The 23,758-nt window shown below is 68.7% G+C and carries 23 protein-coding genes, 2 tRNA genes and 1 pseudogene; 20 read left to right on the top strand and 6 right to left on the bottom strand.

What is annotated here, in order from left to right:
* Positions 1–24: 24 nt before the first annotated feature.
* Positions 25–459 (bottom strand): acyl-CoA thioesterase, encoded by a 435-nt coding sequence (locus tag ACP7AI_RS08945; RefSeq protein WP_426166372.1) that lies wholly within the window; start codon positions 457–459, stop codon positions 25–27.
* Complete coding sequence (locus ACP7AI_RS08950) at positions 456–2,057, bottom strand: O-antigen ligase family protein (protein ID WP_426166374.1); 1,602 nt, start codon at positions 2,055–2,057, stop codon at positions 456–458. Before ACP7AI_RS08950 ends, ACP7AI_RS08945 begins: the two co-directional genes overlap by 4 nt.
* Before the next feature lie 158 nt (positions 2,058–2,215).
* Here ACP7AI_RS08950 and ACP7AI_RS08955 point away from each other — a divergent pair, with 158 nt between their 5' ends.
* From ACP7AI_RS08955 to ACP7AI_RS08985, 7 genes are read left to right on the top strand one after another with little or no spacing between them, the layout of a single operon-like run.
* Positions 2,216–3,037, top strand: coding sequence for a GDP-mannose 4,6-dehydratase (locus ACP7AI_RS08955; RefSeq protein ID WP_426166377.1), 822 nt, complete (start codon positions 2,216–2,218; stop codon positions 3,035–3,037).
* A gap of 42 nt (positions 3,038–3,079) precedes the next feature.
* The gene (locus ACP7AI_RS08960) at positions 3,080–3,871 is read left to right on the top strand and encodes a glycosyltransferase (protein WP_426166379.1); all 792 of its coding nucleotides are present in this window, start codon (positions 3,080–3,082) and stop codon (positions 3,869–3,871) included.
* Positions 3,871–5,001 carry a glycosyltransferase gene (locus ACP7AI_RS08965; protein WP_426166382.1) on the top strand — a complete coding sequence of 377 codons (1,131 nt, stop codon included), beginning with the start codon at positions 3,871–3,873 and terminating at the stop codon, positions 4,999–5,001. The genes ACP7AI_RS08960 and ACP7AI_RS08965 overlap by 1 nt, the downstream gene beginning before the upstream one ends.
* A complete protein-coding gene (locus ACP7AI_RS08970) occupies positions 4,994–5,548 on the top strand; it encodes a hypothetical protein (protein WP_426166385.1) in 555 nt (184 codons plus the stop codon). Before ACP7AI_RS08965 ends, ACP7AI_RS08970 begins: the two co-directional genes overlap by 8 nt.
* Positions 5,548–6,396, top strand: a complete 849-nt coding sequence (locus ACP7AI_RS08975) for a glycosyltransferase family 2 protein (protein WP_426166387.1) — start codon at positions 5,548–5,550, stop codon at positions 6,394–6,396. Before ACP7AI_RS08970 ends, ACP7AI_RS08975 begins: the two co-directional genes overlap by 1 nt.
* The gene (locus ACP7AI_RS08980) at positions 6,396–7,304 is read left to right on the top strand and encodes a glycosyltransferase family 2 protein (RefSeq protein ID WP_426166390.1); all 909 of its coding nucleotides are present in this window, start codon (positions 6,396–6,398) and stop codon (positions 7,302–7,304) included. The genes ACP7AI_RS08975 and ACP7AI_RS08980 overlap by 1 nt, the downstream gene beginning before the upstream one ends.
* Before the next feature lie 2 nt (positions 7,305–7,306).
* Positions 7,307–9,181 carry a CocE/NonD family hydrolase gene (locus ACP7AI_RS08985; protein WP_426166393.1) on the top strand — a complete coding sequence of 625 codons (1,875 nt, stop codon included), beginning with the start codon at positions 7,307–7,309 and terminating at the stop codon, positions 9,179–9,181.
* 406 nt (positions 9,182–9,587) lie between these two features.
* On the opposite strand, the gene ACP7AI_RS08990 is transcribed toward ACP7AI_RS08985, so the two are convergent.
* Positions 9,588–9,663 (bottom strand) — tRNA-Ala (locus tag ACP7AI_RS08990).
* 72 nt (positions 9,664–9,735) lie between these two features.
* A complete protein-coding gene (locus ACP7AI_RS08995) occupies positions 9,736–10,059 on the bottom strand; it encodes a TIGR02300 family protein (RefSeq protein WP_426166396.1) in 324 nt (107 codons plus the stop codon).
* Between the two features lie 89 nt (positions 10,060–10,148).
* Here ACP7AI_RS08995 and aroA point away from each other — a divergent pair, with 89 nt between their 5' ends.
* A complete protein-coding gene (gene aroA / locus ACP7AI_RS09000) occupies positions 10,149–11,477 on the top strand; it encodes a 3-phosphoshikimate 1-carboxyvinyltransferase (protein WP_426166399.1) in 1,329 nt (442 codons plus the stop codon).
* 24 nt (positions 11,478–11,501) lie between these two features.
* On the opposite strand, the gene wecB is transcribed toward aroA, so the two are convergent.
* Positions 11,502–12,647: a non-hydrolyzing UDP-N-acetylglucosamine 2-epimerase gene (gene wecB, locus ACP7AI_RS09005; protein ID WP_426166402.1), complete on the bottom strand. Its 1,146-nt coding sequence runs from the start codon at positions 12,645–12,647 to the stop codon at positions 11,502–11,504.
* A 244-nt stretch (positions 12,648–12,891) separates the two neighbouring features.
* Here wecB and cmk point away from each other — a divergent pair, with 244 nt between their 5' ends.
* The 12 genes and pseudogenes from cmk to ACP7AI_RS09065 all read left to right on the top strand — a co-directional run.
* Entirely contained in the window at positions 12,892–13,548 is a 657-nt protein-coding gene (cmk, locus tag ACP7AI_RS09010; RefSeq protein WP_426166603.1) for a (d)CMP kinase, read from the top strand.
* 163 nt (positions 13,549–13,711) lie between these two features.
* Complete coding sequence (gene rpsA / locus ACP7AI_RS09015; RefSeq protein ID WP_426166405.1) at positions 13,712–15,445, top strand: 30S ribosomal protein S1; 1,734 nt, start codon at positions 13,712–13,714, stop codon at positions 15,443–15,445.
* 185 nt (positions 15,446–15,630) lie between these two features.
* Complete coding sequence (locus ACP7AI_RS09020) at positions 15,631–15,912, top strand: integration host factor subunit beta (protein ID WP_426166408.1); 282 nt, start codon at positions 15,631–15,633, stop codon at positions 15,910–15,912.
* Between the two features lie 36 nt (positions 15,913–15,948).
* Positions 15,949–16,034: transfer RNA gene (locus ACP7AI_RS09025), tRNA-Leu, on the top strand.
* Between the two features lie 184 nt (positions 16,035–16,218).
* A complete protein-coding gene (locus tag ACP7AI_RS09030; RefSeq protein ID WP_426166411.1) occupies positions 16,219–16,872 on the top strand; it encodes a Tim44/TimA family putative adaptor protein in 654 nt (217 codons plus the stop codon).
* A gap of 20 nt (positions 16,873–16,892) precedes the next feature.
* The gene (gene mltA, locus ACP7AI_RS09035; RefSeq protein WP_426166414.1) at positions 16,893–18,101 is read left to right on the top strand and encodes a murein transglycosylase A; all 1,209 of its coding nucleotides are present in this window, start codon (positions 16,893–16,895) and stop codon (positions 18,099–18,101) included.
* Positions 18,101–18,628 (top strand): Smr/MutS family protein, encoded by a 528-nt coding sequence (locus tag ACP7AI_RS09040; protein WP_426166417.1) that lies wholly within the window; start codon positions 18,101–18,103, stop codon positions 18,626–18,628. The genes mltA and ACP7AI_RS09040 overlap by 1 nt, the downstream gene beginning before the upstream one ends.
* Positions 18,629–18,698: 70 nt before the next feature.
* A complete protein-coding gene (locus tag ACP7AI_RS09045; protein ID WP_426166420.1) occupies positions 18,699–19,475 on the top strand; it encodes an enoyl-CoA hydratase in 777 nt (258 codons plus the stop codon).
* 9 nt (positions 19,476–19,484) lie between these two features.
* The gene (locus tag ACP7AI_RS09050; RefSeq protein WP_426166423.1) at positions 19,485–20,813 is read left to right on the top strand and encodes a cytochrome P450; all 1,329 of its coding nucleotides are present in this window, start codon (positions 19,485–19,487) and stop codon (positions 20,811–20,813) included.
* Positions 20,810–21,241 carry an acyl-CoA thioesterase gene (locus ACP7AI_RS09055; RefSeq protein ID WP_426166426.1) on the top strand — a complete coding sequence of 144 codons (432 nt, stop codon included), beginning with the start codon at positions 20,810–20,812 and terminating at the stop codon, positions 21,239–21,241. The genes ACP7AI_RS09050 and ACP7AI_RS09055 overlap by 4 nt, the downstream gene beginning before the upstream one ends.
* 26 nt (positions 21,242–21,267) lie before the next feature.
* Positions 21,268–21,726 (top strand): peptidylprolyl isomerase, encoded by a 459-nt coding sequence (locus ACP7AI_RS09060; protein WP_426166429.1) that lies wholly within the window; start codon positions 21,268–21,270, stop codon positions 21,724–21,726.
* Positions 21,727–21,785: 59 nt separating this feature from the next.
* A pseudogene (locus tag ACP7AI_RS09065) lies at positions 21,786–22,031 on the top strand (DUF2171 domain-containing protein); the annotation flags it as partial.
* Between the two features lie 324 nt (positions 22,032–22,355).
* Here the strand turns inward: ACP7AI_RS09065 and ACP7AI_RS09070 are convergent.
* Positions 22,356–23,702 (bottom strand): DEAD/DEAH box helicase, encoded by a 1,347-nt coding sequence (locus tag ACP7AI_RS09070; protein ID WP_426166431.1) that lies wholly within the window; start codon positions 23,700–23,702, stop codon positions 22,356–22,358.
* Positions 23,703–23,758: the final 56 nt, after the last annotated feature.

Raw genomic sequence — 23,758 nt, forward strand, 5'->3', positions numbered from 1 at the left:
GTCAGGTGGTCGGCGGCCGCGCCATCAGGCGGCCAGCGCCGTCAGCGCCGTGCGCCAATCGTCGGTCAGCGGCACCGGGCGCCGGGTGTCGCGATCGACATAGACATGGACGAAAAAGCCTTCCGCCGCGATGGCGTCGGAGCCGGCGACAAAGATCCCCACCTCCCAGCGGACGCTGCTGCTGCCCAGCCGCGCGATCCGCACGCCGGCTTCGACAATGGCGGGAAACGCCACCGATCGATGATAGCGGCAGCCGGTTTCAACGACGAGGCCGATGGTCTGCCCGTGCATGATGTCGAGCAGTCCCATTTCGACGAGCAGTGTGTTCACCGCCGTGTCGAACCAGCTGTAGTAGACGACGTTGTTGACGTGGCCATAGGCGTCGTTGTCCATCCAGCGCGTCGGGATGGAGCGAAAGGCGCGATAGTCTGCGCGGCTCGCCCGGCCTGCCTCGCTCATGCCGCCTGCGGGCTGGCCCGGAAACGGCTGAACAGGCGCGGCAGGATCGGCTTCGTCGCCGGCGGCGGCACCAGGCCGGCACGCTGCTGCTGGTACATCAGGCCGACGACAAAGCCGGTCATCATGAAGGCGATCGGAATGTTCAGCTCGGCGCTCAACACCGACTTGATGACGAGGAAGTTGAGCAGGCCGACGGCCAGCGGTGCCGCCATGTCCTGGTCAGGGGTCGCCGCGGCGAGATAGGCCTTGAAGCCGAACCAGACCACCGAGGCGAAGATCAGCAGGAAGCAGACAAAGCCGATCGGGCCATAATCCATCAGCAGCGACAGGTAATAGGTGTCGATGGTGCCGCCGCCGCCGCGATTGGTATAGCCCAGCGCCTCGTTGGCGCGGCCGACGCCATGGCCGAGCGGATGGTCCATGATCTTGGGAATGCCCATTTCCCACTGCGCCTTGCGCGCATCGGAACTGGCCTGGTGGGCGCCGCCGCCGAGCGTCATCGTGCGCAACCGGGTCGACGCCAGGACGACCATGCCGAGCATCATCACGGCGAGCGGATAGGCGTAGAACATCGCGGAACTGACCAGCGAGCCGGAGTCTCGCCGACGCAGGCGGACAGCAACGAAAAAGGTATAGGCGACCAGCGACGCGAACAGACCGATCATCCCCGAACGGGCGTTCGTCAGGTACATGTTCGCGGCAATCGCGACCGCGCCGGCGGACAGCAGCACCTTGTTGCGAAAGCGTTTGTCGCAGACGATCATGTGCAGCACGAACGGCAGCACCATGGCGAGATACTCGGCATAATAGAGGCTGACGCCCATGGTGCCGCGGACGCGGTAGATGTCGGTGCCGGCGCGCGACTGCGCCGAAGCGAAGGTCGCCATCAATATGGGATCGACCTGCAGGAAGCCCGGCAGATGGTCCATCCAGATCACCCGCTGGCTCGCCGCCTCGTACAGGCCGGCCATCGAGACCATGATGGCGCCGATGACCAGCAACTGTCCGACCCGAAAGACAAAGCCGGGCCGCGTCGCCAGGCAGGCGGACACGACGAACATCATCGTCCAGAAGATCTGGTTGTTGATGAACTTGTTGATCGAAAAGCCCAGCGTGGCGCTGAACGGAAGCGACACCAGGGTCACGCCGCAGAAAATCCAGAAGACGCGCCGGGTGAACGGTGATGCCGCCATCACGTCGGTCAACATCTGCCGGAATTCCGACGATTTGGCGAGATTGAACAGGAAGACGGCGACCAGCGCGGCGATGCAGATGCGCTGCGGCGACACCCAGGGCACCCCGGGAACATCGATCGCGACGTACCAGGGCCAGACGACGAACAGAAAGGCATAGGCCGCCAACAGCTTTGCCATGGTGTCGGCATAGATCCCGCCGACATCGGGCAGCATCCACAGGATCAGGCCGACGAGGACCAGGATGGGGATGGCGGGCACGACCAGCAGCTGCAGCGGCAGGACGCTGCACAGCAGGCCATAGAATGCCGCCAGCATGATCAGCCCGAAAATGCGGATGAAGCGCCCGAACACGCCCGGATCGCGGCGCCGCTCATAGGGCTTGAGGATGAAGGTGCCTGCCACCCGGTCGCCTTCGCAATTGCACATGGTGGCCGCGCCTGGCGGCCAGCCTCGCGACGATATACGGCCCGGCCCGGCCGAATTCAAAGCATTTTGCGTTGCAGCAACATGAACGCGGAACAGCAGTTGACAGTCCGGGCGCGGCGTGGCGGGAATCGCCGATGGCCGCGCTCCCCTATGCCTCCGCCCTCATCCTCGGTGTCGACGACCATGTCGGCGCCTATCTCGCCCGGCTGCTCGACGCCCGCGGCGTGCGGGTCACCGGGGTGAAGGCGGGTGTTGCCGGCCCGGATGCCATCGCCGAACTCGGCATCGGTGCCGCCGTCGCCTTGACCGACGATCCGGTCGCCGCCGCGGCCGGAGCCGACGTGGTGTTCGCGGTCGCCGCAAACGGCCTCGAGGCCCAGATCGACAATATCCTGGCGGCCGCCCGGCCCGGCCTGCGTATCGCCCATGTCGTCGATCGCGACCGGCTGCAACGCGACCGCGACGCCGCCGCCCGCGCCCGGCGCATCGCCGAGGCGCGCGCCGCCGACGGCCGGCCCTGGTTCAACGCCATTCTCCACCCGCATGATTCGCGGCTCGGCCCGACCGACAATCTCGCCGCCCGCATCACCGCCGCCGCCTGGCGCGCCTCCCGGGGCGAGCCCGAGCGGCTGGAACTGGTCGAATCCGGCCCGCAGGATTGGGGCTGGACCCCCGAATATGTCGACGCCGTGCTGCGCCTCGCCGCCCTGCCCCAGGTCCGCGACGCCGCCGTCGCCACCGGCCACACGCTGACCACCGCCGAATTCGCCGGCCACGCCTTTGAATTTTTCGGGAAGGACGCCGCCGACCATGTCACCATCCTGCCCGGCACCGCCGCGGAACCCGACACCGGCGTCGCCGCCGCGGCGCTGAAGGCCGCCACCGGCTGGTCGGCAAGCACCTGGGGCCGCGACCTCGTCCGCGCCCTCGGCGAGGGCGCCGCCGGCCGCCGCTGAAGTTTACCCCCGCCCGGCTTTGTGCGAGGGCCGGCGCCAGCCATGGACCTGCCGCGCATCTCGATCGTCACCCTGTCGTTCAACCAGGCGCGGTTCTTGCCGGCGGCGCTCGCCTCGGTGCGCGACCAGGGCTACCCCGATATCGAGCATATCGTCGTCGACCCCGGCTCCACCGACGCCAGCCGGACGATCATCGCCGCCGCCCCCGGCCTCGGCCCGGTTATCCTCGATCCCGACGACGGTCCTGCCGACGGCCTCAACCGCGGCTTCGCCCGCGCCACCGGCGCCATCTACGGCTATCTCAACGCCGACGACCGGCTGCTGCCCGGGGCGCTGGCCGCCGTCGCCCGTGCCTTTGCCGAACGGCCCGACACCGATGCCGTCTGCGGCAATGGCGTGCTGGTCGATGCCGACGACCGGGTGCTGCGGCCGATCCGCACCAGCCGCGTCAGCCGCGCCGACATCGGCCAGGGCGCCATGACCTTCGTCCAGCAGGGCCATTTCTTCCGGCCGGCGGCGCTCGCCGCCGCCGGCGGCTTCAACACTGCCAATCGTACGTGCTGGGATTACGAACTGCTCGTCGACATGCTCTGCGCCGGGGTCCGCGTCGCCAACATCCCCGACGCGCTCGGCGCCTTTCGCCTCTATGGCGACAGCATCACCGGCAGCGGGCGCCTCGCAGCGGCTAATGCGCAGGACCTTGTCCGCATTCGGGAAAAGGCGCTCGGCCGCTCGCTCGCCGCCCGCGACCACATCATCGCCCCGCTGCGCCTGCTGGCGCGCCGGCTGGCCAGCCCGGCGGCGACCCTCGCCGGCCTGCGCGCGCGCCTTTGATGCATGTCGTCCAGACCATCGCCAGCATCGCCGAGCGCGACGGCGGCCCGGCGCGCACCATCCGCGACCTGTGCGAGGCCCTCGCCCGCGCCGGCGCCCGGGTAACGCTGGTCGCCCGCCATGATCCGGCGCGCGACGGCGCGCTGCTGCGGCCCGATCCGGCGCTGGTGACGACGCTGCTGGTGCCGGGCCGCTTGCCCGATTTCACCGCCGCCATCCGGCCGCTCGGTGCCGACATCGTCCACGACAACGGCCTGTGGAGCCTCGCCAACATCGCCGCCGGTACCGCCGCCCGTCGCCTCGGCCTGCCGCTGCTGCTCACCCCCCACGGCATGCTCGAGCCCTGGGCGCTGGCCTGGCACCGCCGCCGCAAGCAGCTCGCCTGGGCACTCTACCAGCGTCGCCTGCTGGCCCAGGCGGAGCTGCTCGTCGCCACCGCCGCGCCCGAGGCCGCCGCCATTGCCGCGCTGCTGCCCGGCAAGCCGGTGGCGCTGGTGCCCAACGGCGTCGCCTGCCCGCCGCTGCCCGATCGCAGCGACCGCGCCGCCGCACCCGGCCGCACCCTGCTGTCGCTGTCGCGGCTGCACCCGAAAAAGAACCTGCCCGGGCTGGTCGCCGCCTGGGCCCGGCTGGCGCCCCAGTTCCCCGACTGGACGCTGCAGATCAGCGGCCCCGACGAGGGCAACCACCGCACCGCGCTTGGCGATCAGATCGCCCGACTCGGCCTCGGCGACCGCGTCCGCCTCACCGGACCCGTCGCCGAGGCCGACAAGCCGGCGCTGTTCGCCGCCGCCGACCTGTTCGTGCTGCCCAGCTTTTCCGAAAACTTCGGCATCACCGTCACCGAGGCGCTGGCCGCCGGCGTCCCCGTCGTCGCCACCACCGGCACGCCCTGGGCCAGCCTCGCCACCGAAGCCTGCGGCTGGCGGGCCGGCACCGACCCCGACAGCCTCGCCACGGCGCTCGCCACCGCCATGCGCCTGTCGCCGGCGGAGCGCGCCGCCATGGGCAGCCGCGGCCATGCCCTGGTGCAGCGCGACTTCGGCTGGGCCCCTATCGCCGCGCGCCTGCTCGACAGCTATGGCCGGGTCATGCAGGGTGCGCCCGAACCGGATCCCATGCATGCCTGACACCCCCGCCGCCGCCAGCACCGCCGGCTTTCGCGACATCGACGTGACGTTTCGCAACCGCGCCGGGCGCTTTGCCTGGGGGCTCGTCCATGCGCTGCTCTATCGCCCCAGCCCGCGCGTCGCCCACGGCTGGCGCTGCCTGCTGCTGCGCCTGTTCGGCGCCAGCATCGGGCGCGGCGTCCACCCCTATCCGCGCAGCATCGTCTGGGCACCCTGGAACCTCGTCATGGCCGACGGCAGCTCGATCGACGACCATGTCGTCGTCTACAATGTCGCGCCAATCGTGTTCGGCCGCAACGCCGGGGTCAGCCAGTACACCTACCTGTGCTCCGCCAGCCGCGATTTCGATCGCCCCGGCCGCCCGGTGATCGGCGCCCCCATCCATATCGACGACGACGCCTGGGTGGCGGTGCGCTGCTACATCGGCCCCGGCGTCCGCATCGGCGCCCGCGCCGTCGTCGGCGCCGCCTCGGTCGTCACCCACAATGTCGCCGCCAACGCCGTCGTCGCCGGCTCGCCGCCGCGGCTGCTCAGGATGCGCGACTGATGGCGCTGACGGTGATCATCCCGGTGCTCGACGAGGCGCCGCACATCGCCCGCTGCCTCGCCAGCATCGGCACGCTGGCACAGCGCATCATCGTCATCGACGCCGGCTCCAGCGACGGCACGCCCGACATCGCCCGCAGCCACGGCGCCGAGGTGCTGGTCCATAAATGGAGCAGCGATGCGCGCCAGATCAACTGGGCCATCGACACCGCCGGCATCACCACCGAATGGACCTTCCTCCTCCATGCCGACGAGGTCATCCTGCCGCCGCTCGCCGCCCGCCTCGCCGACCTCACGGTGCTCCCCGCCACGCCGCTCGGCTTCACCGTCCGCCGCCGCTTCCACTTCCTCGGCCGCTGGCTGCGTCGCGGCGGGCTTTATCCCGAACGCACGCTGCGGCTGTGGCGCACCGGCCATGGCCATTGCGAGGACCGGCTGGTCGGCACCCGCATGATCGTCCACGGCCGCGCCGGCGCCATCGATGCCGACATCGCCGCCATCGACCTGCACAATATCGGCTGGTGGACCGACCGCCAGAACGACCATGCCACCCGCGAGGCGTTGGCGCAGCTCCACGACGGCTGGCCGAGCGGCGCCGTCGGCGGCATGCCCGTCGGCATCCGCGCGCCCGTCGTGACGCTGTGGCGCTATCTCGTCCGCCTGGGGCTGCTCGATGGCTGGGAAGGCCTCGTCTATTGCGTGCTGCAGACCGGCTGGTTCCGCTTCCTCGTCGACATCAAGAAACGCGAGGTCGAGGCGCTGATGGCGCAGCGCCAGCACACGCTCAACACCGTTGCCCAGGAAGAATACGGCATCCGGCTGATCCCCGTCGGCATCAACGGCACCTGATGTCGGCCGCAACGCACCCACCGCTCACGGTCATCATCCTGACCCGTGACGAGGCCCGGCACATCGAACGCTGCCTCGATTCGGTGCGTGCCATCGCCACCCGCATGATCGTCGTCGACAGCGGCTCGCGCGACGACACCTGCGCGCTCGCCAGCGCCGCCGGCGCCGATGTCGTCGGCCACGAATGGACCAACTATGCCCAGCAGTTCAACTGGGGGCTCGACCATGCCGGTGACAATCATGGCTGGACGATGCGCCTCGACGCCGACGAGGTGGTATCGCCCGAACTCGCCGCCGCCATCGCCGCCTTCATGGCTAGCGCCGATCCGGGCGTGGCCGGCGCCACCATCGATCGCGACATGGTCTTTCTCGGCCGCCGCATCCGCTGGGGCGGCATGTTCCCGACCCGCGTCATCCGGCTGTGGCGCACCGGCCGCGGCCGCGTCGAGAACCGCTGGATGGACGAACATGTCGTCGTCGGCGGCGCCGTTACCCACATCGACGGCACCATCACCGACATCAACCTCAACTCGATCGGCTGGTGGACCGCCAAGCACAACGGCTATGCCACCCGCGAGGCCATCGACCAGCTATTGCGCGCAGTCGGGCCGCCCGACACCGGCGACATGGGGCCGGAGGCGCGGCGCAAGCGCTGGATCAAGGACAATGTCTATGCCAGGCTGCCGCTGGGGCTGCGGCCGCTGCTGTATTTCCTGTACCGCTACATCGTGCTGCTCGGCATTCTCGATGGCTGGCAGGGGCTGGCGTTCCATGGGCTGCAGGGCTTCTGGTACCGGTTCCTCGTCGACGCCAAGATCGCCGAGCTGCAGCGCCTGATGGCGACACGCGGCCACGACCTGGCGACCGTCGTCGCCGCCGAATATGGTTACCGCATCGAGGGGAATTGACGATGAAATTGTTGAGCATGATCCTGGCCGGCACGATGCTGGCAGCCGGCGCTGCGGCGCAAACGCCGGTCGACATGCCCGACGGCATCGCCCGGTACGACTGGGTCCGCCCCCAGGCCGATTTCATCCGGCGCGAGGCGATGATCCCGATGCGCGACGGGGTGAAGCTGTTCACCGTCATCGTCATGAAAAAGGGCACGACCCGTGGCCCGATGCTGCTGACCCGCACCCCCTATGACGCGGCCAAGGCGACATCGCGCAACCGCAGCCAGTCTATCACGGAGATCCTGCCGATCTCCGACACCGAATATGTCAACGACGGCTATATCCGCGTCTACCAGGACGTTCGCGGCATCCACGCCTCCGAAGGCGATTATGTGATGACCAAGCCCCTGCGCGGCCCGATCAACCCGACCGCGACCGATCACAGCACCGATGCGTACGACACCATCGACTGGCTGGTGAAGAACGTCCCCGAATCGAACGGCCGGGTCGGCATCACCGGCTCCTCCTATCCCGGCTTCACCTCGCTGATGGCGCTGGTCGATCCGCACCCGGCGCTGAAGGCGGCGGTGCCGCAAAGCCCGATGGTCGACGGCTGGATCGGCGACGACTGGTTCCACAACGGGGCCTGGCGGCAGTCGAACTTCGACTATACCGCCGGCCAGACCGCGAAAAAGGGCGGCGGCCCCGTGCCCTATGGCACCGACGACGATTACGACGCCTATCTGGACGCAGGCTCCGCCGGTGATTTCGCCCGGGCCTATGGCATGGATGCCTTCCCCTTCGCGCGCAAGCTGATGGAGCATCCGGCCTATGACCAGTTCTGGCAGGAACAGGCCGTCGACAAACAGCTCGCCAAGCGCCCGCTGAGCGTCCCCACGATGCTCGTTGTCGGCCAGTGGGACCAGGAGGACAGCTATGGCGCCCCCGCCGTCTACAGCGCCCTGGAGGGCAAGGACACCGCCAACGACAAGCTGTTCCTCGTCATCGGCCCGTGGCGGCACAGCGGCGTCAACTACAACGGCACGTCGCTCGGCGCGCTGCCGTTCGGCGGCGACACCGCGCTGGAATTCCGCAAGACGGTGATGAAGCCGTTCCTCGACCAGCATCTGAAGGACGACGCACCCAAGGCCGCCACCCCGCCGGTGCTGACCTATGCGACCGGCACCAACACCTGGGAACGCGCCGCGTCCTGGCCCGGCGGCACGCCGAAGCCGATCTACCTCCAGGCCGGCGGCAAGCTGTCCTTCGACAAGCCGGCCACCGCCGGGCGCGATACCTATGTCAGCGACCCGGCCAAACCGGTGCCGTTCGTGCCGCGCCCCGTCCACCTGCGCGATCGCGATGTCTGGGGCCCGTGGCTGGTGTCGGACCAGCGCTTCGTCTCGGGCCGCCCCGATGTGATCCAATACACGACGGCGCCGCTCGACAAGGCCGTCCATATCGCCGGCGCCCCCCAGGTCGACCTGTTCGCCGCCACCAGCGGCAGCGACAGCGACTGGGTGGTCAAGCTGATCGACGTCTATCCGGCCGAAGGCTCGGCGAACCCGAAACTCGCCGGCTTCCAGCTGCCGATCGGCATCGAGATCTACCGCGGGCGCTACGTCCATGGGCGATCGACCCCGGCGGCGCTGAAGCCCGGGAGGCTCGAGAACTACAAGTTCGGCCTGCCCAACGTGAACCACGTCTTCCTGCCGGGCCACCGCATCATGGTGCAGGTCCAGTCGACGCTGTTCCCGCTCTACGACCGCAACCCGCAGACGTTCGTGCCCAACATCTTCAATGCGAAAGCCGGCGACTACAAGGCGGCGACCCAGACCATCGAGCACAGCCCCGGCAAGGCCAGCGCCGTTTGGCTCCCGGTGGTGGATTGACGACTGCCCTCTCCCGCGTGCGGGAGAGGCGAGAGGCGGCGAAGCCGGCCCCGGTGAGGGTGTTTCTCGTCTTCGGCGCCGGGAACACCCTCACCCGCCGCGCTGGGCGCGAGTCGCCTCTCCCGCGTGCGGGAGAGGGAAACAGAACACGAAAGAGGCGCCCCGATTGCCCGGGGCGCCGATTTAATCTGTGACGGTTGGTGGAGCGTGACGGGATCGAACCGTTGGCCTCTAATATGCCCCCACCACCCGACACGAGAACGGCGCCCTGGTCGCCCGGGGCGCCGCTTTCATATGACGGTTGGTGGAGCGTAACGGGATCGAACCGTTGACCTCTAATATGCCCCCACCACCCAACACGAGAACGGCGCCCTGGTTGCCCGGGGCGCCGCTTTCATATGACGGTTGGTGGAGCGTAACGGGATCGAACCGTTGACCTCTACAATGCCATCGTAGCGCTCTCCCAGCTGAGCTAACGCCCCACGACCGTCATCCCGGCGAACCGGGAGGAAGCGCCGGTTAGGACATAGCCCCGTCCGGCGCAAGCTCGAAATTCAGCTTTCCTCGTCTTCGCCGTTGGTGACGACGGCACCGAGGTCGTCGTCGTCGCCCAGGTCGACATCGGGTGCCTCGGCGGCATCGTCGTCGGCATCCAGGTCCAGATCCTCGTCGACCGCATTGACGGCGTCGGCGCCCTCGGCCGCGGCGGCGGGCTTGGCCTGTTCGAACGGCGTTGTCTGCTTGGACTTCAGGATCGGTTCCGGCGCCCAGGCATAGCCGCAGGCGATGCAGGTGACCGGCTCGTCCTTCGTCAGGTCATAGAAACGTGTATTGCACTTCGGGCAGGCGCGCTTGGCGCCCCATTCAGCCTTGACCATTGGGAGTCTCCGAAACCGGGGGTGCGAAAAGACGCCCCGGAAAGGCGGGCGATTGCCACACGCCGCCGCCCCTGTCAAAGCGCGCCCCCATGAACGCCGCCGGCCTCCCGCAGCCCCTGACCCTCGCCACCGCCGGCCCGCTGGCCGGAACGGTGACCGTACCGGGCGACAAATCGATCAGCCACCGGTCGCTGATGCTGGGTGCGCTGGCGGTCGGCGAAACCGTCATCACCGGGCTGCTGGAGGGCGAGGACGTGCTCGCCACCGCCGCCGCGATGCGGGCAATGGGCGCCGATATCGAACGCCGCGACGGCCGCTGGCACGTCCATGGCGTCGGCGTCGGCGGGCTGCTGCAGCCGCGCACGGCGCTCGACATGGGCAACAGCGGCACCTCCACCCGGCTGCTGATGGGCCTCGTCGCCAGCCACCCGGTTACCGCGACCTTCATCGGCGATGCCTCGCTGTCGGGCCGGCCGATGGGGCGGGTCATCGAACCCTTGTCGCTGATGGGCGCCAGCTTTGCCGCGTCGCCCGGAGGCCGATTGCCCCTGACCATGACCGGCCTCTGCCCCGCCGTGCCGCTGCGCTACACGCTGCCGGTCGCCTCGGCACAGGTGAAGTCGGCGGTGCTGCTGGCGGGGCTCAACACGCCTGGCGAGACCAGCGTCGTCGAGCCGATCGCGACCCGCGACCACAGCGAGCGCATGCTCGCCGGCTTCGGCGCCAAGCTGCGCATCGAAGCGTCGCCGGAGGGCCGCGTCATCACCCTCGTCGGCGAACCCGAGCTTCGCCCCCAGGCCATTACCGTGCCCGGCGACCCGTCGTCGGCCGCCTTCCCGCTCGTTGCGGCGCTGATCGTTCCCGGCTCCGCCGTCACCATCACGAACGTCGGCATGAATCCGACCCGCGCCGGGCTGATCGGCGTGCTGCAGGCGATGGGCGCCGACATCACGCTTTCGGACGAACGCAGCGTCGGCGGTGAACCTGTCGCCGACCTCACCGTTCGCCACGGCCCGCTGACCGGCATCGCCGTGCCGCCCGAGATCGCGCCATCGATGATCGACGAATATCCGATCCTGTTCGTCGCCGCCGCCTTTGCGCAGGGCCGCACAGTCATGCGCGGGCTGGAAGAACTCCGCGTCAAGGAATCGGATCGCATCGCCGTCATGGCCGAAGGGCTGCGCGCCTGCGGCGTCATCGTCGAGGAACTGCCCGACGGCCTGGTCGTCACCGGCAGCGGGGGCGAGCCCGTGCCCGGCGGCGCCACCATCGCCGCCCGGCTGGATCATCGCATCGCCATGAGCTTCGCGGTGCTCGGCCTCAACGCGCGCGCGCCGGTTACCGTCGACGACGCCCGCCCGATCGCAACGAGCTTCCCTACCTTCGTCGCCATGATGAACTCACTCGGCGCCCACTAATCCTCCCCCTCAGGGGGGAGGACATCACTCCGCCGCCACCGATCCCCCGAACCGCGCCGCCAGCACATCCCCGATCCGCCGCGACGCATCCCCCACGCCATAGGGCAGCGCCGCCTCGCCCATCCGCCGCAGCGCGCCGGCATCGGCGAGCAACGCCCGCGCCGCCGCCACGATTGCCGCGCCATCCGTGCCGACCAGCCGCGCATTGCCGCTCGCCACCCCCTCCTGCCGTTCGGTGACATCGCGCAGCACCAGCACCGGCAGGCCGATCGCCGGCGCCTCCTCCTGCACGCCACCCGAATCGGTCAGCGCCAGCGTCGCCTGGCCCATCAGCCAGACGAACGCCGCATAATCGAGCGGCGGCAGCAGGTGCACGCCCGCCACCCCGCCCAGCGCCGCCAGCGCCGGCGCGCGCACCGCCGGGCTCGGGTGCAGCGGCATGACGATCTCCGCCTCCGCCGCCAGCGCCGCCACCGCCGCCAGCACGCCGGCCAGCCGGCCGCCGTGATTCTCGCGCCGATGCACGGTCACCAGCACCAGCGGCCGGCGCCGGTCGACGGCGCCGAAGCGCAGCGCCAGCGCCGCGGCCAGCGCCGGATCGCCCCGCAGCCGCGCCTGCATCAGCCGCAGCGCATCGATGCCGGTATTGCCGGTGACATGGACGCTGCCCGGCGTCACCCCTTCCGCCAGCAGCGCCGCACGGGCGGCGGCGGTCGGCGCGAAATGCAGGTCGGCGAGCTGCCCGATCAGGCGGCGATGCATCTCTTCCGGAAACGGCTCGCTGTCGCCCGACCGCAGCCCGGCCTCGACATGCGCCAGCGGCAGCCGCGCATAGGCGGCCGCCTGCGCCCCGGCAAAGGCGCTGGCGGTGTCACCCTGGACGATCACCGCCGCCGGCTGCACTTCGTCGAAACAGCGGGCCAGCACCGGCACCAGCGCGCCGATGACATCGGCCGGCGCCTGGCCGCTGCGCATGATGCCGAAATCGCGATCGGGGGCGAGGCCGAAGGCCGCCAGCGCACCGTCGAGCAGTTCGCGATGCTGCCCCGTCGCCACCAGCAGCGGCCGCCGTCCGCGCCGCGCCAGGTCCAAGACGACAGGCGCCAGCTTCAGCGCCTCGGGCCGGGTCCCGACGACGATAGCAAACGCATCATTTGAAGGTGCCCCCACCGCCATCAGTCGACGCTAAGTCACAACCATCCCGGCTGCAAGTCACCCCACCTCACCGTCATCCCGGCGCAGGCCGGGACACATGAAACACCGGCCAGCCCACGAATGCACCGCCCGCGCCGACAGCCGGTGGTCCATGGGCCCAGGCTGCGCGGGGTCGACGGTTGCGGGTCGTGCCCGCGCGCGGTGCTTGGCGAAACGCTGCCACCCGCCTAAGGCCGCAGCCGTGACAACCCCGCACCCCATCATCATCGCCGTCGACGGCCCCGCCGCCAGCGGCAAGGGCACCATCGCCCGGGCGCTCGCCAGCCGCTATGGCCTGCCGCACCTCGACACCGGCAAGCTTTACCGCGCCACCGGCCTTGCCGTGCGCCTGTCGGGCGGCGACCCCGGCGACGTCGCCGCCGCCACCCATGCCGCGCTGCACCTCGATCCCGAATTGCTCGACGATCCCGACCTGATGAGCAGCGACAACGCCCAGGGCGCCTCCATCGTTTCCGCCCACCCGCCGGTGCGCGCGGCGCTGCTCGAACGCCAGCGCGTCTTTGCCGGCCAGCCCGGCGGCGCCGTCCTCGACGGCCGCGATATCGGTACCGTCATCGCGCCGCACGCCACCGCCAAGCTGTTCGTCACCGCGACGCCGCTGGTCCGCGCCCAGCGCCGCCACCGCGAGCTCGCCGCCAAGGGCGACAGCCGCGACCTCGCCGCCGTGCTCGCCGACATCGAGGCGCGTGACGCCCGCGATTCGGGGCGCAGCACCGCCCCCCTGCGCCAGGCCGACGACGCCGCCTTGCTCGATACCAGCGAATTGGGTATAGACGCCGCCGTCCAGCGGGCCATTGCGCTTGTCGAACAAGCCATTGCGCAGGCCCATTCGTTGGACGGCCAGCAACAGGTCTGAAAGCTTTCGGGGGTAATCTCCCGCCACTTTCGATTTATCGCTGGGGTTTGGAGTGTCGGCATGGTGCCGGCGCGACGACGCAGAACAGCAGGCAATGGTGCCGGCTGGAGGGTTTCACGGGGGCCTCCCGTGCCGATCCTGACTACAAGGTGTTGAAGTATATATGGCAACTGCCGCACAGCCGACGCGCGATGATTTCGCAGCAATGCTCGAATCCAGCCTCGGCAAGAACCAGAGTTTCGAAGGTCGGGTCGTCAAGGGTATCGTCACCGGTATCGAAAACGACCTCGCCGTCATCGATGTCGGCCTCAAGTCCGAAGGGCGCATCCCCTTGCGCGAATTCGCCGGCCTCGACGGCAAGCATGGGCTGACCGTCGGTGACGAAGTCGAGGTCTATGTCGACCGCGTCGAGAACGCCAATGGCGAAGCGATGCTCAGCCGTGACCGCGCCCGCCGCGAAGCGTCGTGGGATGCGCTGGAAACCCAGTACGCCGCCGGCGAGCGCGTCGAAGGCGTCATCTTCGGCCGCGTCAAGGGCGGCTTCACCGTCGACCTGAACGGCGCCGTCGCCTTCCTGCCCGGTTCGCAGGTCGATATCCGCCCGGTGCGCGATGTCACCCCGCTGATGAACCTGCCGCAGCCATTCCAGATCCTGAAGATGGACCGCAAGCGCGGCAACATCGTCGTGTCGCGCCGTTCGATCCTCGAGGAATCGCGCGCCGAGCAGCGCTCGGGCCTGATCCTGAGCCTCGCCGAAGGCCAGATCGTCGACGGCACCGTCAAGAACATCACCGATTACGGCGCCTTCGTCGACCTGGGCGGCATCGACGGCCTGCTGCATGTCACCGACATGAGCTACAAGCGCGTCAACCACCCGTCCGAAGTGCTCAACATCGGCGATGTGCTGCGCGTGCAGATCGTCCGCATCAACCGCGAGACGCAGCGCATCAGCCTCGGCATGAAGCAGCTGGAGGCCGATCCCTGGACGACCGCCGCCGCCAAGTACACGGTCGATTCGAAGCACAAGGGCCGCGTCACCAACATCACCGAATATGGTGCATTCGTCGAGCTGGAAGCCGGCATCGAAGGCCTGGTGCACGTTTCGGAAATGTCGTGGGTCAAGAAGAACGTCCACCCCGGCAAGATCGTTTCGACCAGCCAGGAAGTCGAAGTCATCGTTCTCGAGGTCGACGAGGAAAAGCGTCGCATCTCGCTCGGCCTCAAGCAGGCCCAGCGCAACCCGTGGGAGGTCTTCGCCGAAGATCACCCCGTCGGTTCCAAGGTCGAGGGCGAAGTCAAGAACGCCACCGAATTCGGCCTGTTTATCGGGCTGGACGGCGAAGTCGACGGCATGGTCCACATGTCCGACATCGCCTGGGGCCTCACCGGCGAGCAGGCGCTGTCGCGTCACCACAAGGGTGAGCGCGTCACCGCCGTCGTGCTCGAAGTCGATGTCGAGAAGGAGCGCATCAGCCTCGGCATCAAGCAGCTCGACGAAAGCCAGGGTCCGCGCGTCATCGCCAGCACCGAGGGTCCGGCCGCGGCCGACAACCTCAAGAAGAACGATATCATCACCGGCACGGTGGTTGCAGCTCGGGATGGCGGCATCGACGTCCAGGTCGGCGACGACGGCCCGACGGTGTTCATCAAGCGTGGCGACCTCAGCCGCGACCGCGACGAGCAGAAGGCCGAGCGTTTCCAGCCCGGCCAGAAGGTCGACGCGATGATCATCGGCTTCGAAAAGGGCCGCAAGCCCATGCTCTCCATCAAGGCGATGCAGATCAGCGAAGAAAAGGCCGCCGTGGCCCAGTACGGCACGTCCGACTCGGGCGCGACGCTGGGCAATATCCTCGGTGCCGCCTTCAACAAGGCCAAGGAAGACGCCGACAAGTCGTAAGATACCGGCCTCCTGCCCCCGCCGATCCCGGCGGGGGCAGCTATTTTTGCAAAAAAACTTGCGATTTCATTACCTGATGGGTTGACCAACGTTAGGGTCCGATTACAGTTTGCGTCCGTCGGGGGGCGGCCCACAGCCGGCTATCGTGCACGTGCCGGGGAATCGGCCGGGAGCGGGATGAAGCTATGATCAGGTCAGAATTGGTTGCCATCGTCGCGGAGAATAATCCGCATCTGACCATGCGCGATGTCGAAGGCATCGTGTCCACCATCTTCGATGAAATCACCAACGCCTTGTCGTCGGGCCGTCGTGTCGAACTGCGCGGCTTCGGCGCCTTTTCGACCCGCGCCCGCGAGGCCCGGACCGGCCGCAATCCACGCACCGGCACCGCGGTTAAGGTCGATGCCAAGCGCGTGCCTTATTTCAAGCCGGGCAAGGAACTGCGCGAGCGACTGAACGTCGGCTGAGGCCGCGGCGCCTGCCGCTTCCTCGCCGCCCGCGCTGTGGACGTGGCGAAACCGGTAGACGCAGCAGACTTAAAATCTGCTTCCCCCTGGGAGTGCGGGTTCGAGTCCCGCCGTCCACACCAGCACGGCGACATGCGCCGTAGGATTGTTGGCCTGCCGTGCCGATCCTGTGCAGCCTTGTCCTGCCCTGTCCGTTAAACGATCAGCGAGAACGTAATCGCGGCAAATGTCGCAGCGGTTGTCGTGGCGATGGACCGCACCATATTTTCCCTGCTATGCAGGACGCGACTGGAATAGGAAAATCCGATGGCTGACGGGAGTTCGTGGATCGAGATCGTGTTGCTGGCGATGCTGGCCGCCTTCATCGGCCTGCGGCTGGTCAGTGTACTCGGCAAGCGCACCGGGCATGAACGGCCGGTCGGTGACAGCTTCCGCCCCGGCGCCCCCGAGGTGACGGCACCTGTCAGCCGCGGCATCGATTTGCCGTCGCGCGGCGCCATTGCCGTTCCAGCGGGCACCGATACCGGCCTGGCGCCGGCGCTGCAGGCGGTTGCCGATGCCGATGCCGGCTTCGATCCGGAACGTTTCGTCGGCGGCGCCAAGGCCGCCTATCGCATGATCCTCGAATCCTTCTGGTCGGGCGATACGCGCACGATGAACGGCCTGGTGTCCGATGAAATCCAGGAGAACTTCGCCACCGCCATCGAGGAGCGCGAAGGTGCGGCACTGCCGAACCGTATCGTTTCCATCGAGAGCGCCGCCATCACCCAGGCCGAAATGATAGGCCAGATGGCAGAGGTCACGATCCGCTTCGATGCGCGGGTGGCGATCGCCGGCGGCGACCCGATCAACAGCAACGACGTCTGGACGTTCAGCCGCCATGTCGGCAGCCGTGACCCGCAGTGGCTGCTGATCGCCACCGACGACGAAACTCCCGGCGACGGCGACAAGACCCGCTGAAGACCGGCGAGGTGCTGCCGATGCGGGCGCGCGCCAGCGCCTATTTCCTGTTGCCGATGCTGCTCGCCGCCTGCGCACCGCAGCTTGCCCGCACGCCTGCCGTTGCACCGCCGCGCCCCACCAATGCGCCGCCGCGCCCCGCCACGACACCGGCCGGGGCGATACCGGCCGTCACCGCCCCGGCGCGCGCTGCCGACCTGCCGCTCGCGGTCGTCGCGTTCACGCCGCCCGCCAATGCCGCCGCGGCGCTCGCCGCCTTCCGCAAGAGCTGCGCCTCGCTGCAGAAGCGTGAAGACCGCAGCGGCCTGACCCGCCCCGGCGACTGGGCCGCCGCCTGCACCGCCGCCGCCGCGGCGCCCGCCGATCCCGCCATGTTCTTCGCCGGCAACTTCCGCGCCGTCGCCATCGACGCCGGCAAGGGCTTCAGCACCGGCTATTTCGAGCCCGAGATCGCCGGCGCGCGTACCGCCACCCCGGGCTTTCCAGTGCCCTTCTACCGCCGCCCGCCCGACCTCATCGAGGCCGATCTTGGCGATTTTGCCGCCGACCTGAAGGGCCGCAAGCTGCGCGGCCGCATCGACGGCAAGGCGCTCGTCCCCTATTTCGACCGCGCCGCCGTCCAGGCCGGCGTGCTCGCCGGCAAGGGCCTGGAACTCGCCTGGGCCGCCGACCCGTACGAGGCGTTTTTCCTCGAGATCCAGGGCTCCGGCCGGCTGCGGCTGCCCGATGGCGGCATCATGCGCATCGGTTACGACAGCCAGAACGGCCGCGGTTATGTTGCCATCGGCAAGGTGCTGGTCGATCGCGGCGACCTGCCGAAAGGCGGCGCCAGCATGAATTCCATCCTCGCCTGGCTGCGCGCCCACCCCGCCGAGGCGCCGGCGCTGCTCGCCGCCAACCCCAGCGTCGTGTTCTTCCGTGAGATAAAGGGCGATGGCCCGGTCGGCGCGATGGGCATCGCCGTCACCCCGCGCGTCTCGGTCGCCGCCGACCCGCTGTTCGTGCCGCTGGGCGCGCCGCTGCTCGTGGAAACCACCCTGCCAGGCAACCGGCCACTGTCGGCGCTGATGGTCGCGCAGGACACGGGCGGCGCCATCAAGGGCGCCAATCGCATCGACCTGTTCATGGGCGCCGGCGCCGAGGCCCGCGCCGATGCCGGCGCGCAGGCCGCGGCGGCACGCATCCTCGTCCTTGTCCCCGTTCAAGCCGCCGAGCGGCTTGCCCGCTGATGTCCCGGCGGCTCAGCGCGCATGAACAGGCGCTCTGGTCCCGCGTCGCCGCCACCGTCCGCCCCATCGCCGGCAAGCGCGCCACCCCCGCCGCACCCCCGCCGCCGCAACCGAAACCACCCCGGATCGCACCGAAATCGACAATTCCCGCCCCGCCGCGCCTGATCAATCCCGGTGCAAAGCCGGCGAAATCCGTCGCCGGCGCCACCCTCGACGGGGGTTGGGACCGCAAGCTGCGCCAGGGCGACGTGCGTCCCGACCGCATCATCGACCTTCACGGCCACACCCTGGCCGCCGCCCATGACGTGCTTGCCCATGCGCTCGACGATGCCCATGCCAATGGCGACCGGGTGCTGCTGGTCATCACCGGCAAGGGCCGCGCCGATCGCCCCAGCCGAATCCGCGGCGAACTCGCCCATTGGCTCGACGCCGGCGCCATGCGCAGCCGCATCGCCTCGCTGCGCGCCGCCCATCCGCGGCACGGCGGCGGGGGCGCATTCTACCTGATTCTGCGCCGGCAACCCTGACGCCCTAGCCGCAACGACAGGACAAATCCCCGGCCGTTGCGCTAGGGTGCCGGTCAAAGGGAGTGCAGACATGGCCGAAGACGTGGTGCTGGTGACAACCGACGGGCCGGTGGCCACCGTCACGCTCAACCGTCCCGATGCAATGAACGCCCTGTCGCGCGCCGTCCGCCGCGATCTCGCCGCCGCCATGCGCGCGCTGGAGGCCGATGCCAGCGTCCGCGTCGTCATCCTGACCGGCGCCGGCGACCGTGCCTTCACGGCCGGGCTCGACCTGAAGGAGCTCGGCCAGGACGGCCTGGGCGCCGCCAACGCCGAAACTGCGGACGAAAACCCGGTGCTGGCCATCGAACAGCTGACCAAACCCTGCATCGGCGCCATCAACGGCGTCGCCATCACCGGCGGTTTCGAGGTCGCGCTGGCCTGCGACGTGCTGATCGCCAGTGAACGCGCCCGCTTCGCCGACACCCATGCGCGGGTCGGCATCATGCCGGGCTGGGGGCTGTCACAGAAACTGTCGCGCCTGATCGGGCCGTATCGCGCCCGCGAACTGTCGCTGACCGGCAATTTCCTTGATGCCGCCACTGCCGAGCGCTGGGGCCTCGTCAACCGCGTGGTGCCGCCGCACGAGCTGTTGCCCCACGCCCAGCGCCTCGCCGCCGACATGGCGACCATCGATCCGGCGTTCTCGGCTGCCTACAAGCGGCTCATCGGCGACGGCTATGGCGCCACCTTCGCCGACGGCATGGCGCTGGAGGCCGAACGCGGCAAGGCCGCCAACGCCGCCGTGTCCGCCAGCGCCGTCGAGCAGGCCCGCGCCGCCGTCCAGGCCCGTGGCCGCAGCCAGTAAGGAACCACCATGGCCACCGCCTTTGCCGACCCCGTCATGCCCTTCCCGGGCTTCGACCGCGCCAGCGACGACAATATCCTGGTCAATCCGGAAGCCACCGCCGACGAAAGCGTCCACGCCGTCTACACGCGGCTGCGCGACGAAGACCCGGTGCACTGGTGCGAACCCACGGGCTACCGCCCGTTCTGGGCCGTCACCCGGCACGCCGACATCACCACGGTCAGCAAGGCCAACAGCAAGTTCATCAACTCCCATCGCACCTATCTCGCCCCCGCCGAGGCCGAGAAATGGACCCTCGACACCGTCGGCGACACCCATCTGTTCCGCAGCCTCGTCGACCTCGACGATCCGCTGCACATGAAATTGCGCCGGCTCACCCATGACTGGTTCCTGCCTGCCAACCTCAGGAAGCTCGAACCGATGATCAGCGCGGTGGCCAAGGACCATGTCGACCGCATGGCGGCGCTCGGCGGTGCCTGCGATTTCGTCAACGAGGTCGCGCTGTTCTACCCGCTGCGCGTCATCATGCGCATCCTCGGCGTGCCCGAATCCGACGAACCGATGATGCTGCGGATGACGCAGGAGATGTTCGGCGCCCAAGACCCCGATGTCGTGGCGCGTTCAAAGCTGATCACCCAGGGTATCGGCGCACTGTCGGGCAGCAGCGGCAATCCGCAGGTCGACCTGTTCAAGCTGGCGCAGGAGTATTTCGCCTATTTCGGTGCCATCACCGCCGATCGCCGCGCCCATCCGCGCGACGACCTCAGCACCATCATCGCCAATGGCATGGTCGACGGCGCCCCGATCGGCGACCGCGAGGCGATGAGCTATTACGTCATCACCGCCACCGCCGGCCACGACACCACCAGTTCCACCGCCGCCGGCGGCTTTGAACAGCTGATCCGCAACCCCGAGCAGCTGGCGAAGCTGCAGGCCGACCCGTCGCTGCTGCCGTCGGCCGTGGAGGAAATGATCCGCTGGGTCACCCCGGTGAAGCATTTCATGCGCACGGCGACCGAGGATACCGAGCTGGGCGGCAAGCAGATCAAGGCCGGCGACGGGCTCTGCCTGTTCTACTGGTCGGGCAATCGCGACGAACGCGTGTTCGCCGACCCCTTCAAGTTCAAGGTCGACCGCAGCCCCAACCCGCAGACGGCGTTCGGCAACGGCGTCCACATGTGCCTCGGGCTGCATCTCGCCCGCCTCGAGATCCGCTTGCTGCTCGCCGAACTGCTGCCGCGCATCGAGGCTGTGGAGCTCGCCGGCGAGCCGAAGAACTCGATCGCCAACTTCGTTTCGGGCCGCAAGACGCTGCCGATCCGGTACCGCATGCGATGAGGCACGACCCGCGCCGACTCGATCTCGCCAACTACCCCTGGGTGGCGGAAATGCAGACCCGCTTTGCCGACATGGACGTCAACCGCCACCTCAACAACGTCGCCATCACGCGCTTTTTCGAGGAAGCCCGCATCCGCTTCAACCAGGGCCTCGTCACCGACGGCCGCATGTCGGTGCGGCCGCGCTATCTCGTCGCGCATGTGGCGATCGACTATCTCGACGAGGGCTCGTACCCGGCGCCGCTCACGCTGGGCTATGCCATCGGCCATATCGGCACCAGCAGCATGCGCAGCCTGAAGGCGATGTTCCAGAACGGTGCCTGCATCGCGCTGTGCGACTCGGTCCTCGTCCATCGCGGCCCCGACGGCCCGGCGCCGCTGCCCGCCGAATTACGCGCGCGGCTTGAGGCTTTCCCGTTGAAGGGGTAAAGCGCCGGACCTTTTGGAGAGAAATGATGGCCGATACCCCCAGCACCCTGACCCTGACGCTCGATTCCGGTGGCGATGTCGTCATCAAGCTGCGCCCCGACCTCGCCCCCGGCCATGTCGAGCGCATCGCCGGCCTGGCCAATTCGGGTTTCTATGACGGCGTCGTCTTCCACCGCGTCATCCCCGGCTTCATGGCCCAGGGCGGCGACCCCACCGGCACCGGCATGGGCGGCTCCAAGCAGCCCGACCTGAAGGCCGAATTCTCGGGCGAAAAGCACGTCCGCGGCGTGTGCTCGATGGCGCGCTCGCAGAACCCCAACAGCGCCAACAGCCAGTTCTTCATCTGCTTTGCCGACGCCAGCTTCCTCGATCGCCAGTACACCGTCTGGGGCGAAGTCACCTCGGGCATGGAACATGTCGACGCGCTGCCCAAGGGCGAGCCGCCGCGGACCCCGGGCAAGATCCTGAAGGCCGTTGCCGCATAGGCAGCCGTGTCCCGTTCTCCCGCGTTTGCCCGTCGGACAGCAAACCCGGGAGAACGATCATGCACGACAATATCCGCGAGCACATGGAAGTCATCGGCGCCGATGGCGTCCATGTCGGCACCGTCGACCATGTCCGGGGCGACCGTATCCAGCTGACCAAGAAGGACAGCGGCGGCGCCGGTTTCGGCGGCGGCCACCAGGACCATCACCATTTCATCCCGATGGGACTTGTCGCCAGCGTCGAGGGTGACCAGGTCCGCCTGTCGGCAAATGCCGATGTCGCGGTGACGATGGAAGAGGAAGAGGGCGGCGACGCCATCGACGAAGACCAAAGCGGCGGCGAGGGCGAAAGTGGCTTCGATGCGCGCCAGTCCGACGTCGGGCTGCTCGCCGATGACGCCGCCGGCGCCTTTGCCGGGCCCGAAGCCGACAGCAATGTCGAGCCGGGCCAGATGACCGGCAGCGCACCGCAGGAAAAGAACGTCAGCGTCACCGACCTGATCGACGAATCGGGTCGCGGGACGGCGTAAGCTCCCCCGAGTCTTCCCGGCGAATGCCGAGATGACTTACAATCAGGACATGGAAAACCCCGGGTCGCCATCTGGCAACCCGGGGTCTTTCTTTACGCCTCAGCGGCCGCCGCGATAGCCGCCGCCGCTACCGGCCCGCGCCGGCGGGCGGCCCGAGCGGCCATCGGCACGTACCTGCGCGCGCGGATCGCGGCCGGGACGGCCCCCACCCGCCGGTCGGCGGGCAAAGTCACGACGATCCTCGCGGCCCGGCTCCTCGCGCGGCGCCGGCGGAGCAGCGCGCTCCACCTTCTGCGCCGCAACGACAGCCGCGCGGAAATCGGCCGGCAGCGCCAGCACGGTGATCTTCTGGCGGATCAGCTTTTCGATGTCGCGCAGGAACGGGCGTTCGTCCTCGGCGCAGAAAGCAACCGCCTGGCCATCGGCGCCGGCGCGCGCCGTCCGCCCGATACGGTGGACATAGCTTTCCGGCACGTTCGGCAGCTCATAGTTGATGACGTGGCTGACACCCGTCACGTCGATGCCGCGCGCCGCGATGTCGGTCGCCACCAGCACCTTGCAGGTGCCGTTCTTGAACGACGCCAGAGCGCGTTCGCGCTGCGGCTGGCTCTTGTTGCCATGGATCGCCTCGGCAACGATGCCGGCATTGCCGAGCTGGCGCACGATGCGGTCGGCACCATGCTTGGTCCGGCTGAACACCAGCGCCCGGTCGATGGCCTTGTCGCGCAGGATCAGCTGCAGCAGCGCCGGCTTTTCGGATTGGTTGACGTGGATGACGGCCTGGTCGACGCGCTCGGCGGTCGTGGCGGCCGGCTTTACGGCAACCTTGACCGGGTTGGTCAGGTAGCGCGACGCCAGTTCCTCGATGGCTTTCGGCATGGTCGCCGAGAAGAACAAGGTCTGGCGCTGGCGCGGCAGCAGGCCGACGATACGGCGCAAGTCGTGGATGAAGCCCAGGTCGAGCATCTGATCGGCCTCGTCGAGCACGAGGATCTCGACCTGCTTAAGGTCGAGCGAGCCGCGCTCGATCAGGTCGAGGAGGCGGCCCGGCGTCGCGACGACGACATCGACACCGTGCGACATGGCGCGTTCCTGCCGCGGGATCGGCACGCCGCCGAACACCGTCGTCACCGAAAGCTTCATGTACTTGCCATAATCGGTGAACGACTGGGCGATCTGAGAGACCAGCTCGCGCGTCGGCGCCAGCACCAGCGCGCGGGTGGCGTACTTCAGGCGATGCTTGGGATTGGCGGCCAGGCGGTGCAGCATCGGCAGCGCGAACGCCGCCGTCTTGCCGGTGCCGGTCTGGGCGATGCCGCAGATGTCGCGCCCTTCCAGCACCGGCGGGATGGCCTGGGTCTGGATCGGCGTGGGTTCGGTATAGCCCTTGTCGGCGAGCGCACGGGCAATGGGTTCGGCGAGGCCGAAATCAGCAAAATACGTCATGGGTTTTCTTTGCGAATTGGGTCACGCGATGGATTCGCGTGGCTGCCGGCGGGCTT

The organism is Sandarakinorhabdus sp. DWP1-3-1, from assembly GCF_049896705.1.
In the GTDB taxonomy this organism is placed as follows: domain Bacteria; phylum Pseudomonadota; class Alphaproteobacteria; order Sphingomonadales; family Sphingomonadaceae; genus Sandarakinorhabdus.